Source organism: Brevundimonas intermedia, from assembly GCF_027922165.1.
GTDB classification, from domain to species: domain Bacteria; phylum Pseudomonadota; class Alphaproteobacteria; order Caulobacterales; family Caulobacteraceae; genus Brevundimonas; species Brevundimonas intermedia.
Window position 1 is genome coordinate 151,037 of sequence record NZ_BSFD01000004.1, and the last position, 11,952, is coordinate 162,988.

The 11,952-nt window shown below is 67.2% G+C and carries 14 protein-coding genes; 12 read left to right on the top strand and 2 right to left on the bottom strand.

Annotation, left to right across the window (positions count from 1 at the left end; genetic code table 11):
* Positions 1 to 339 precede the first annotated feature (339 nt).
* Complete coding sequence (locus PKE72_RS08865) at positions 340 to 1,470, bottom strand: AI-2E family transporter (protein WP_271165017.1); 1,131 nt, start codon at positions 1,468 to 1,470, stop codon at positions 340 to 342.
* Positions 1,471 to 1,580: 110 nt separating this feature from the next.
* Here PKE72_RS08865 and PKE72_RS08870 point away from each other — a divergent pair, with 110 nt between their 5' ends.
* From PKE72_RS08870 to PKE72_RS08925, 12 genes are read left to right on the top strand one after another with little or no spacing between them, the layout of a single operon-like run.
* Positions 1,581 to 3,107, top strand: coding sequence for a helicase HerA-like domain-containing protein (locus PKE72_RS08870; RefSeq protein WP_271165018.1), 1,527 nt, complete (start codon positions 1,581 to 1,583; stop codon positions 3,105 to 3,107).
* A gap of 38 nt (positions 3,108 to 3,145) precedes the next feature.
* Complete coding sequence (locus tag PKE72_RS08875; protein WP_271165019.1) at positions 3,146 to 3,703, top strand: NifU family protein; 558 nt, start codon at positions 3,146 to 3,148, stop codon at positions 3,701 to 3,703.
* 60 nt (positions 3,704 to 3,763) lie between these two features.
* Positions 3,764 to 4,342 (top strand): helix-turn-helix domain-containing protein, encoded by a 579-nt coding sequence (locus tag PKE72_RS08880; RefSeq protein WP_271165020.1) that lies wholly within the window; start codon positions 3,764 to 3,766, stop codon positions 4,340 to 4,342.
* A 46-nt stretch (positions 4,343 to 4,388) separates the two neighbouring features.
* Positions 4,389 to 4,793 (top strand): helix-turn-helix domain-containing protein, encoded by a 405-nt coding sequence (locus PKE72_RS08885; protein ID WP_271165021.1) that lies wholly within the window; start codon positions 4,389 to 4,391, stop codon positions 4,791 to 4,793.
* 10 nt (positions 4,794 to 4,803) lie between these two features.
* The gene (tsaB, locus tag PKE72_RS08890; RefSeq protein ID WP_271165022.1) at positions 4,804 to 5,484 is read left to right on the top strand and encodes a tRNA (adenosine(37)-N6)-threonylcarbamoyltransferase complex dimerization subunit type 1 TsaB; all 681 of its coding nucleotides are present in this window, start codon (positions 4,804 to 4,806) and stop codon (positions 5,482 to 5,484) included.
* On the top strand, positions 5,481 to 5,924 hold the full coding sequence (rimI, locus tag PKE72_RS08895) for a ribosomal protein S18-alanine N-acetyltransferase (RefSeq protein WP_271165023.1): 444 nt from the start codon (positions 5,481 to 5,483) through the stop codon (positions 5,922 to 5,924). Before tsaB ends, rimI begins: the two co-directional genes overlap by 4 nt.
* 27 nt (positions 5,925 to 5,951) lie before the next feature.
* Positions 5,952 to 6,437 (top strand): Fur family transcriptional regulator, encoded by a 486-nt coding sequence (locus PKE72_RS08900; protein WP_271165024.1) that lies wholly within the window; start codon positions 5,952 to 5,954, stop codon positions 6,435 to 6,437.
* Between the two features lie 44 nt (positions 6,438 to 6,481).
* Positions 6,482 to 7,897, top strand: a complete 1,416-nt coding sequence (gene miaB, locus PKE72_RS08905; protein ID WP_271165025.1) for a tRNA (N6-isopentenyl adenosine(37)-C2)-methylthiotransferase MiaB — start codon at positions 6,482 to 6,484, stop codon at positions 7,895 to 7,897.
* Positions 7,897 to 8,883: a PhoH family protein gene (locus PKE72_RS08910; protein ID WP_271165026.1), complete on the top strand. Its 987-nt coding sequence runs from the start codon at positions 7,897 to 7,899 to the stop codon at positions 8,881 to 8,883. The genes miaB and PKE72_RS08910 overlap by 1 nt, the downstream gene beginning before the upstream one ends.
* A complete protein-coding gene (gene ybeY / locus PKE72_RS08915) occupies positions 8,880 to 9,344 on the top strand; it encodes an rRNA maturation RNase YbeY (RefSeq protein ID WP_271165027.1) in 465 nt (154 codons plus the stop codon). Before PKE72_RS08910 ends, ybeY begins: the two co-directional genes overlap by 4 nt.
* 2 nt (positions 9,345 to 9,346) lie before the next feature.
* Positions 9,347 to 10,978, top strand: a complete 1,632-nt coding sequence (gene lnt / locus PKE72_RS08920) for an apolipoprotein N-acyltransferase (protein WP_271165028.1) — start codon at positions 9,347 to 9,349, stop codon at positions 10,976 to 10,978.
* Between the two features lie 17 nt (positions 10,979 to 10,995).
* Complete coding sequence (locus PKE72_RS08925) at positions 10,996 to 11,409, top strand: helix-turn-helix domain-containing protein (protein WP_271165029.1); 414 nt, start codon at positions 10,996 to 10,998, stop codon at positions 11,407 to 11,409.
* Positions 11,410 to 11,414: 5 nt separating this feature from the next.
* On the opposite strand, the gene greA is transcribed toward PKE72_RS08925, so the two are convergent.
* Complete coding sequence (gene greA, locus PKE72_RS08930; protein WP_271165030.1) at positions 11,415 to 11,894, bottom strand: transcription elongation factor GreA; 480 nt, start codon at positions 11,892 to 11,894, stop codon at positions 11,415 to 11,417.
* Between the last annotated feature and the right edge of the window lie 58 nt (positions 11,895 to 11,952).

Here is an 11,952-nt window from a genome sequence, read left to right on the forward strand (position 1 = left end):
CTCGGGCGACGCGGCCTTGGCCGCTGGGGCGGGCGCGCGACTGCGCGTCACATCGCTGACTAGGCCAGGTCTGGTCGCTCGTGAAGCCCCTGAAGACCGAAGAGTCTCCTGAACAGCGTTCAGGTTGGAAGACTTTTGCGTCGCAAAAACGAGAAGGCCGCCGAGCGGGGGAACTCGGCGGCCTGCGCGAACCGACGCGAGGGGAGGGGAGGGTGCGTCGGTCGCTTCGCCGCGGTTCGGAGGGGAATGTCCCGCGGCGTCGATAAGGGAAATGGGAAGCCTCTCGCCGCGTTCAAGGGACGCAAGCGCGGCTTTTGGCGCGACGCGGCGCCGCAGGGCTCAGGCCTCTTCTTCGGCCGTTTTGCCGGCGGCGCTCTTGGCCCGAGTTTTGTCCTTGCGTTTGCTTTCGTCAGCATAGGGTTCGCCGTCGCCGGACAGCAGGATCGCCATCCATCGCGAACCCTGGAATTCGGCCAGGATCGCCATGGCCATGACCGCCAGCGGGGTCGACAGGAACATGCCGACCACGCCCCACAGCTTGCCCCAGAAGGCCAGGGACAGCAGGACCACGACCGGATCGATGTTCTGGTTGTCCCCCTGCATGCGCGGCTGAACCAGATTGCCGACGATGAAGAGAATGGTCTGAAGTCCGACCAGCAGGATCAGGGCGGGCCAGTAGCTGGGGAACTGCACCAGGGCGAACAGGGGGGGCGCCAGGCCGGCCACCGCTCCGCCCAGCACGGGGATGAAGCCGACGATGAAGATGACGAAGGTCCAGAACTCGGCGTTCTGGAGGCCTACGGCCCGCATCAGGATCCAGGCCGCCAGACAGATCATGGCCCCCGTGACGGTCTGGACCCAGATATAGCCCTCGACCCCGCCGCGAACCCGTTCGAACACCGCGACCGCCTCGTCGCGTTGGGCCTTTTGGGGGAACATGGCGACGATCTTGCGCCGGAAGCCGATCTGAGACGCCAGCAGAAAGCCGAGATAGACCATGACGAAGAAGGCGCCTGAGGCGATCCCCTGGACCTGCATGGCGATCGAGGCGACATAGCCGCGAATGTCGACCCCGTTGATCAGCTCCTGGGCCGTCGGCGGATTGTCCAATCGCACCACGCCATAGACGTCGCGGATGATCTGATCGATGCGCGGCCCGATATTCTGCGACACGCCGGAGGCCTCGCCGAAGAAGCCCGCCGCGCCGTTCACGATGATGGCGATGGAGGCGAAGAAGGCCAGAACGACCAGGATCAGGGCGGCGACCCCGGCCCAGCGGTCGTTCAGCGGGGTCCGGGCGGCCACCGACCGCTTCACCCCGTCGATCATGATCAGCAGGAACAGGGCCATGGCGAGCGGCGTCAGTATGTCCCGAAGCCAGTAAATGGCGGCGCCCGCCGCGACGGTCGCAATAAGGGCGGCGGCGTTCCGCGACACGGCCGACGGCTGCATGGTGATGGGACTTTTCATGGCGATCCTTGTCGGCGGCGTATCGAGCGGCGTCAACACGCGCCGACTAGGGCGGTTCCGGCCATTGAGCGTCTGCGCTAGACCTTTGTCATCCCTCTGGAGACCTATCGATGTCTGACGCCCTCTCGGGTCTTTTCCTCGGTCAGTCTGACGCCGCTCAGTCTGAGACCCTGCTGTTTCACCGGGCGAACCGCCACGGCGTGATCGCGGGCGCTACAGGAACCGGCAAGACCGTGACCCTGCAGATCATGGCCCAAGGCTTCTCGGACGCCGGAACGCCGGTCTTTTGCGCTGATGTGAAGGGCGACCTGTCGGGGATTTCGCAGGTCGGCGCCCCGAGCGAAAAACTGCTCGCTCGCGCCGCCGACATGGGCCTGACCCTGACGCCGCGCGCTGCGCCGACGGTGTTCTGGGACCTGTACGGCCAGAAGGGACATCCGATCCGCACCACCGTGTCCGAGATCGGTCCTGTGCTGATGTCGCGGATGCTGAACCTGAACGAAGTCCAGGAAGGCGTGATGACCGTGGTCTTCCACATCGCCGACCAGGAAGGCCTGCTGCTGCTGGACCTCGCCGATCTGCGCAGCCTGCTGGCCTATGTCGGCGAGAACGCCGAGCGGATCGGCCGTGAAGTCGGCAATGTCGCCCCCGCCTCGATCGCCGCCATCCAGCGCGCCCTGCTGCAACTCGAACAACAGGGCGGATCGGCCTTCTTCGGCGAACCGGCCCTGAAGCTGGAGGACATGATCCGCGTCGGCCTGGACGGTCGGGGCCAAGTCAATGTGCTGGATTCGACCCGGCTGATGAACAGTCCGCGCCTGTACGCGGCCTTCCTGCTGTGGCTGCTGTCGGAACTGTTCGAACAACTGCCGGAGGTGGGCGACCCGGAAAAGCCGCGCCTGGTCTTCTTCTTCGACGAGGCCCACCTGCTGTTCAACGACGCCCCCCACGCCCTGTTGGAGAAGGTCGAACAGGTGGTGCGGCTGATCCGGTCCAAGGGGGTCGGCGTCTATTTCGTCACCCAGAACCCGGCCGACATTCCCGACAGCGTCCTGGCCCAGCTGGGCAATCGCATCCAGCACGCCCTGCGCGCCTATACGCCGTCCGAGCAGAAGGGGCTGAAGGCTGCGGCTCAGAGTTTCCGCGCCAATTCCGACTTTGACACCGCCGAGGCTATTCAGGCCTTGGGCGTAGGCGAGGCCCTGGTGTCGGTTCTGGACGAGAAGGGCGCGCCCACCGTCGTCTCCCGCACCAAGATCCGTCCGCCCGCGTCGCGGCTGGGCCCGGCGACCGAGGCCGAACGCGCCGCCGTCATCGCCGCCAGCCCGGTGCGGGGTCTCTATGACCAGGTGCTGAACCGCGAGTCGGCCGAGGAAATCCTCGCGGCGCGCCATGCCGCTGCGGATCAGGCGGAAGCCCAGGCCAAGGCTGATGAGAGGGCGGCGAGAGACCGCGCCAAGCAGCAGCCCAGCGAGAAGCCCAAGGCACAGCCCCGGCCAGCGCCAGCCCCCCGTTCCCGCGCCTCCAATCGACAGACCCCGATGGAGGCCTTGACCAAGTCGGTGTTGCGCACAGCCGGATCGACCCTCACACGCGAACTGCTGCGGGGCGTGCTGGGCGGGCTGCGACGCCGTTAAGGCTTGCAACCCGGCGGCCGCGTGCGCATCTCACGCCCATGTTCATCCAGACCGAACCCACGCCCAACCCGAACGTGCTGAAATTCCTGCCTGGCCGCGATGTCTCGCCGCTCAAGGTGCTGGATTATCGCACGATAGACGAGGCCGAAGCCTCGCCGCTGGCCGAAGCCCTGTTCGAACTTGAAGGCGTCGACGGCGTCTTCTTCGGCGCCGACTATGTATCGGTGACCCGCAATGAGCGCGGACCGGACTGGTCGGAGATGAAGGCCCCGATCCTGGGCGTGATCATGGATCATTTCGTTTCCGGTCGTCCCCTGACCCGCGACGGAGCCGAAGCCGAAGGCCATGCGGAGGACGACAGCGAGATCGTCGCCGAGATCAAAGCCCTGCTGGACAGCCGCATTCGCCCAGCCGTGGCCCAGGATGGCGGGGACATCCTGTTCGATTCCTTCGACGAAGCGACCGGCGTGCTGAGCCTGCGGATGCGCGGGGCCTGTTCCGGCTGTCCGTCATCGTCGGCGACCCTGAAGGCGGGCGTCGAACAGATGATGCGCCACTATGTGCCGGAAGTGACGCGGGTCGAGCAGACCGTCTGATCGCCTGAGGCGTTTTTCGTTCTCGCCACACGTGCGTCGGTGCGTCATCCTGGGTGCGACATGCCGCGTTTCGTTCCTGATCCCGAAGTCCTCCGTCTGGGCGAGGCGCTTGCCGCGCTGCGCCGCGAGCGCGGCCTGTCCCAGGCCGAGGCCGGATCGCGTCTGGACATGACCAGCCAAGGCTGGGGCCTCTATGAATCCGGCCGCCGACCGGGTCTGTTCCGTCCCGATGTCCAGCGGCGTCTGACCGGCGCACTCGATTCCACGCCCGAGGCCCTGGCCTTGATCCTGGGCGGCGCTGCGCCTGAGCCGCCTACATCGACAGCGGGTGTGGAGAGCCGGGGGCGCGATTTCGAAGCATTGGCGACGGGGTCGAAGCGACTGGAGGTTCGCGACGACGCCCTATCGCCCTGGGCAGAACCGGGCGTCGTTCTTGAATACCAGCCGGGCTTACCGCCGCGTCCGGGACAGGGCTGCGTCATTGAGATGACGGGCGGCGCCGTGCGTGTCCGCCTGTTCGAAAGGTCCGACGCAAACGCGATCCATGTCCGTGGCGCCGGCGCACTGGATCGCTGGGAGGTCATCGACAGACGGGAGGTGGCGCGCCTGTCGGCGGTGATCGCCCGGCGCGAGCCATGAAACGAAAAGGTTGTATGCCCGCATGGGTTGTGCCATCTTCTCTTTTATGGACAGGACGCCCCCCTCACGCAAAACGGCCCGCGCGGTCGAACCTCTCGACGTCGAGGTCGGCGCCCGGATCGCTGCGCGACGTACGGCCTTGGGCTTATCCCAAACCGTCCTGGGCGAGTTGGTCGGCGTCAGCTGCCAGCAGGTGCAGAAGTACGAAGGGGGCCAGAACCGGATTTCAGCGGCGCGCCTGCACCATCTGGCTTTGGCGCTGGGACTTCCGGTCGAGGCCTTCTTTCCGGAACGACCTGAGGACGCCCAGAACGCGGAACTGTCTCTGATCCGGCTGATTGCTGAAACGCCGGAGGGTCGAGCCATGGCCAGCGGTTTTTCCCGCATCGAGGATCAGGCGGTCCGACGGGCCCTGACACGACTGGTGGAGGTTCTCGCGAGAGCCGCCTAGAAGGCGGGGCATGAGACTTCTGGTGATCGATACGGCGCTCGGCGCCTGCACGGCGGCGGTGTTTGAGGACGACCGGCCGCTGGCTGTTCGCTTCGAACCCATGACCAAGGGCCATCAGGAGCGGTTGGGGGGTCTGGTGCGGGACGTCATGGCCGAGGCCGACGTGGCCTTCGAAGGCCTGGACCGGATCGGCGTCACCGTCGGACCCGGCTCCTTCACCGGGTTGCGGGTCGGGCTGGCCTTCGCCCAGGGGCTGGGCGCGGCGCTTGATCGGCCGGTGGTCGGGGTCTCGACGCTGGACGGACTGGCGGCGTCGCTCGCGCGCGCCGAAACGCCGGTCGCCGCCCTGATCGATGCGCGCAGGGGGCAGGTCTACGCCAAACTGTTCAGCCAGGGCCTGCCCATTAGTCCTGACGAAGCCTTGCCGCTGGACGAGGCGGCGCGGCGAATAGCCGCTCAGGGCGACGCAGTCCGCCTGATCGGCAACGGGGCCGCCGTGCTGGTCGAGGCCTTTCCTGATCTGAGCTTCGCATCCATAGACGGCCGTGTCGCGCCGGCGCCCGAGGCCCTGGCCCGATTGGTTCGCGCGGCCGATCCGGAGATCCATCCGCCCCGCCCCCTGTATCTTCGCGCGCCGGACGCCACCCCGCCAAGCCGCCTGCCGGGCCAGCCGCGCCAGCCCGCCCCATGACCTCGGTCGACCCCGCCATCCTGGCCCGCCTTCACGCCCAGGCCTTCGCCGCGCCGTGGAGCGAGGTCGAGTTCGCCGATCTGCTGAACCAGGCGGGCGTCTTCGCCGTGGTCGAGCCGGACGGCTTCATCCTGGTCCGCGTCGTGTTGGACGAGGCTGAAATCCTGACCCTGGCGGTTCGGCCCGAGGCGCGACGCGAGGGGCTGGGCGGGCGCCTGACGGGGCAGGGGGCGTTGGCCGCAGCCGCAGCCGGCGCCGTGCGACTGTTTCTGGAAGTGGCGGAAGACAATACGGCCGCCCGCGCCCTTTATGACCGCGCCGGCTTTCGCCAGATCGGTCGTCGCAAGGCCTATTATGCGGCTCCGGACGGCGCTCGAACCGACGCCCTGGTGCTCGGCCTGGACCTCCGGAATAATCCCGACAAGGCGCCGCTTCCCTGAAGCGATCCAAACCCCTATTCTAGGTGTATGGACCGGATCGAAAAACTCTGCGCCGACCGCGGCATGCGTATGACCGAACAGCGTCGGGTGATCGCCCGGGTGCTGTCCTCGGCGGAAGATCACCCCGATGTGGAGGAGCTGTACCGTCGCGCCTCCTCGATAGACCCGCACATCTCGATCGCCACTGTTTACCGCACCGTGCGCCTCTTCGAAGAGGCCGGCGTGGTCGAGAAGCATGACTTCGGCGACGGACGCAGCCGCTATGAAGAGGCGGGCGATGATCACCATGACCACCTGATCGACACCAAGACGGGCGAGGTGATCGAATTCTTCGACGCCGAGATCGAGAAGCTGAAGACCGAGATCGCTGATCGCCTGGGCTTTGAGCTGATCGGCCACAAGCTTGAACTGTATGGCGTGCCGATCGAAGGCGCCGAACCGTCCAAGCGTGAAGGCCTGATTTTCAAGCGCCACGCCGCTCGGGTCGCTCCCGCAGACGTGGATGTGGGCTGAACCTCGGTCTTGTCGTCGTCGATGCGGGCGATCATAAGCCCGGCATGACCGAAACCCTGGTTCCGCAAGCCGAGGCGACGCTGAACACGCCGTCCAAGCGCCTGTTCATCAAGACCTACGGCTGTCAGATGAACGTCTATGATTCAGAGCGCATGGCCGATGTCCTGCGCCCGCTGGGCTATGCCGTGACGGACGACGTCAAGGCGGCGGACTTCGTCATCCTGAACACCTGCCACATCCGCGAGAAGGCGGCGGAGAAGATCTATTCCGAACTGGGCAAGATGCGCGAGCTGCGCGACATCAAGCGCGAGGCGGGCGGCGATCTGACCATCGCCGTCGCCGGATGCGTCGCCCAGGCCGAGGGCGAGGAGATCATGAAACGTCAGCCGGCGGTGGATATCGTCGTCGGCCCCCAAGCCTATCATCAGCTGCCCGAGCTTCTGACCCGCACGACGCGGGCGCGCGGCGAGCGGATCGGCGCCGACTTCGCCCCTGACGACAAGTTCGACGCCCTGCCGGCCGCCCGCTTTACCGAGGGGCCGACCGCCTTCCTGACGGTGCAGGAGGGCTGCGACAAGTTCTGCACCTTCTGCGTCGTGCCCTATACGCGCGGCGCGGAATGGTCGCGTCCTTTGGCTTCGGTGCTGGAAGAGGCCCGCGCCCTGGCCGGGCGCGGCGTGCGAGAAGTCACCCTGCTGGGTCAGAACGTCAACGCCTATGACGGTGAACGGCCGGACGGCCGCAAGTCCAGCCTGGTCGAACTGGCCTATGCCCTGGCCGAGATCCCCGGACTGGACCGGATCCGCTATACGACCAGCCATCCCAACGACATGTCGGACGACCTGATCGCGGCCCACGGCGATCTGGACGCCCTGATGCCCTATCTGCACCTGCCGGTTCAGGCGGGCTCGGACCGGATCCTGCGGCTGATGAACCGCAAGCACGGGCGAGAGAAATATTTCGACCTGATCGCCCGCATCCGCGAGGCCCGGCCCGACATGGCCATGGCCGGCGACTTCATCGTCGGCTTCCCCGGCGAGACGGACAGGGAGTTCGAGGACACCTTGGATCTGGTGCGCCGCGTAAACTACGCGGGCGCCTTTGCCTTCATGTATTCGCCCCGCCCCGGAACCCCCGCCGCCGGAATGGGCAAACAGGTCGAGCCCGAGGTCGCCAAGGATCGGCTGCACCGTCTGATCGACCTGCTGACCGAACAGCAGACCGCCTTCAACGCCGCCCAGGCGGGTCGCACCCTCAATGTGCTGTTCGACAAGCCGGGCCGACACGGCCACCGTCGCCAAGCGGTCGGTCGATCCCCATATCTGCAGTCGGTCCATGTCGACGACGCGGATCATCTGATCGGCCAGATCGTTCCGGTCGAAATCATCGCCGGCCAGCAGAACAGTCTGACTGGTCGGCTCGCCTCCGCAGAGGCGGCCAAGAAAGAAAAGGCGGCCTAGTGGCGAGAGACTCCGAGTTCGTTCCCCTGAATGACGCTGAACTGCGTGCGGTGATCGGACCCAACAGCCGTCACGTCGCCCTGATCGAGGACGCGTTCAAGGTGCTGGTCGAGGCGCCGGGCGGCGGGGTCTCCGTCAACGGCGGCACGCGCGACCGTTCGGACGCCCGCCAGGTGATCGAGGATCTGGCCAAGCGGGCCGCCATGGGCGCGGAGGTTACGGAAGCCGATGTCCGTGCGGCCTTGGGCCAGGCGCGGGGCGGCAAGGGCACGCCGGGCATGGCGGCGGCGGGCGTGTCGCTTCCGGGCGGCAAGCGCGGCGCCATCGTGCCCAAGACCAAGGCCCAGGCCGCCTATCTGGACATGCTGGGCCGCTGCGAACTCAGCTTCGGCGTCGGCCCAGCCGGCACGGGCAAGACCTTCCTCGCAGCGGCTTACGGCGCCTCCCTGCTTCGCCGAGGTCAGGTGGACCGGCTGGTCATCACCCGTCCGGCGGTCGAGGCGGGCGAGAAACTGGGCTTCCTGCCGGGCGACCTGAACGAGAAGGTCGATCCCTATCTGGCCCCGATCTGGGAGGCTCTGAACGACATCCTGGGCGCCGAGGACGTGCAGCGCCGCCGCGACAAGGGCGAGATCGAAGCCGCCCCCATCGCCTTCATGCGCGGCCGCACCCTCAGCCACGCCTTCGTGATTGTGGACGAGGCGCAGAACACTTCGCGGCTGCAGATGAAGATGGTCCTGACCCGTCTGGGGGAGGGCGCGCGCATGGTGGTGACGGGCGACCCGTCCCAGATCGACCTGCTGAACCCGCGCGATTCCGGTCTGGCGCACGCCCTGCGCATCCTGGACGGGGTCAAGGGCGTCGGCATTCTGAAGTTCGAAGCCTCGGACGTCGTGCGCCACGCCATGGTCGAGCGGATCGTGCGCGCCTATGACGCCGACGCCGCAAAAGGCCGTCCGGCCCCGGACCTCGAAGACAGCGAATGATCGAGATCGAAGTCGAGGCCGAGGCTTGGACCGCCGCATTGCCGGCTGTCGAAACGGTGGTGGGCGCGGCCGCGAAGGCTGCGCTGGGCGCTATCGAGGGCGACATCGTCGTCCTGCTGACCGACGACGCGGCGGTGCGCGATCTGAACGCCCGGTTCCGCGGCAAGGACAAGCCGACCAATGTCCTGTCTTTCCCGGCGCCCGAGAGCGCTGCGCCGCATCTGGGCGACATCGTCCTGGCCTACGGCGTCTGCGCGGCTGAGGCCCAGGCCCAGGGCAAGGCCTTGGCCGATCATCTGAGCCATCTGGTCGTTCACGGGGTGCTGCACCTCCTTGGGCGCGACCATGAGGACGACGTCGAGGCCGAAGAAATGGAAGCCGAGGAGCGCGAGATCCTGGCCCAGATCGGCGTCGCCGACCCCTACGCCGCCGACCCCTCCGTAGATTGGCAGGACGCCTAGCCATGTTTCCCGACGCCGCGCTTGACCGTTTCGCCGCCCGCATTCGCGCGCTTCCGGACAAGCGAAGGGCCCTGACCTGGCGGTGGATCCGGATCGGCCTGGCGCTGTTGGCGGGGGCGGGGACAGCCTTCGCCCATCCGCCGTTCGGGGTGCTGATCGGCCTGCTGGGCTATCCGCTGCTTATGATCCTGTCCGAACGGTCGGACACGACGCGCGGGGCCTTCTGGATGGGTTGGCTGGCGGGGTTCGCCTATTTCTTCATCGGCTGCTGGTGGGTGGCGGAAGCCTTCTTCGTCAATCCCGAACAGGCCTGGATGGCGCCCTTCGCCGCCAGCCTGCTGCCGGCGGGCATTGGCCTGTTCTGGGGCGCGGCCTGCGCCCTCTATCGCCGGTTCGCCCCGATAGGCGTGGTCCGAGTTCTGTTGTTCGCCGCCCTGTTCTGCGCCGCCGAATGGCTGCGCGGCCATGTCCTGACCGGCTTTCCGTGGAACCCGGCGGGGGCGACCTGGCGGGCGGGGGGCGGCATGTCGCAGTTCGCTTCGGTCGTCGGCGTCTATGGACTGAGCCTGGTCACGGTCGCCGCGACCGCCGCCCTGGCCCCCCTGATTGGTCCAGGCGCGGCGCGCAGCCGCCTGATCTCGGCGGGATTGGGCGTTCTGGCCTTGGCCGCCGTCGGCGTCTTCGGCGCCGTGCGCCTGGCCCAGGCCCAGTTGCAGTTCACCGATACGGTGGTCCGTCTGGTCCAGGCCGATGTGAAACAGGAGACGAAATGGTCGCCTGAGGCCTATCGCTCCATCGTCGACCGTTATGTCGCCTTGACGGGACAGCCGGGGACGAGGACGCCTGACGTGGTGGTCTGGCCCGAGGGCGCCCTGCCGGCGTCGGCCAATGACGTCTTCGCCTCCGCCGACGCGACGGCCATCGCGGGCGCTCTGCGACCCGGCCAGACTCTGCTGATGGGTCTGGCGCGCGGTGAGGCGGATCTGACGGCCCCCGAGGGCGCTCGATATTACAACAGCCTGTTCGCCTTGGCCGACGAAGGCGGGCCCGGCCTGCGGATCGCCGCCGTCTACGACAAGCACCGGCTGGTGCCGTTCGGCGAATACCTGCCGCTCGGTTCGATCATGACCTCCATCGGCTTGCGCAGCCTGGTGCATATGCCCAGCGACTTCACTGCAGGCCCGACCCCTGCCCCGATCCAGATTCCCGGCGCACCGCCGGCTCAGATCCTGATCTGCTACGAAAGCCTCTATCCCGGCTTCACGCCCGGATCTGCGGGCCGCCCGGACTGGATCGTCAACGCCTCCAACGACGCCTGGTTCGGGGCCACCTCCGGCCCGCGTCAGCATCTGAACCTGGCCAGCTATCGCGCTATCGAGACCGGCCTGCCCATCGCCCGCGCGACGCCGACGGGGATTTCGGCCATGATCGACCCCTGGGGCCGGATCGTGGACGGGCAAAGACTGGACCCCGGCGTCATGGGGGTGATCGACGCCCCCCTGCCGCGCCCCACCGGCGTGACGCCTTATGGCCGACTGGGCGACGGGCTGTTTCTGGCCGGGCTTTTGGCGGCCGGCCTCGTCGGCTTGTGGCCGTTGCTCGCACGATCTAGGATTCACCGAATCGAACGGTGATCTGGGGCGGGCAAGCCATGGCGCGAGATAAGACCGAACAGCCGCACGCCGTTGATCGCCACGTCGGCCGCCGCGTCCAGGAAAAACGCCTCGACCTGGGCCTGACCCAGAGCGCCCTGGCCCGCGCTGTCGGCGTCAGTTTCCAGCAGGTTCAGAAATATGAAAAGGGCACGAACCGCGTCTCAGCCTCTAAACTGTTCGAGATGGCCGAGTTCATGAAGGTCGAGATTCCGTTCTTCTTCCACGGACTCAAGGACGCGCAGCCCGGACTGGGTGAAGAAGAGACGCCGGGCTTCGATCATGAGGACAGGCCGACGAAACAGAGTGTCGAGATCGCACGCCTCGCGCCCCGCCTGCCGCTGCGGAACCAGAAGCTCATCCTGGAGATGATGCGGGAAATCCTGGGCGAGCCCGACGACAGGCCCCACTGAGCGCCTCATCCGACGGCGGTGATCTCCACCGACTGGCCGGCCACCACAGCCTCGTCTCCGACGCGTTTTCCCAACAGGGCGCGAGCCAGAGGCGAGACATGGCTGACCGACCCCTGGGCTGGGTCCGCCTCATCTTCGCCGACGATCCGCCAGGTCTGGGCGCGCCCGTCCTCGCGTTCGATGGAGACTGAGCCGCCGAATCTCACTCCGCCGTCGTCCTGCGTCGGCTCCATCAGCTGGGCCGAGGCGCGGCGGGCGGACCAGTAGCGCAGATCCCGCGTCGCGCGCGCCATGGCGGTGCGGTCGCTCTCGATCGACCCCTTCACCTGGGCGGCGGTATAGGCGGCGCGGGCGGCGGCCAGTTCCGCCTCGATCAGGGCCAGGCCTTCAGGCGTGACCAGATTGGGGTGGGGCGAGATCGGGCGGTCCGCCAGGTCGGCGGCGGTGGCTTCCAGATCTTCTTCTCGGGTAAATGCGACGCTCATGGTTCGGAACATAGCGACCCGCGTCCCTATAGCCAGCGTCGCCGCAACCGGGCAAAGC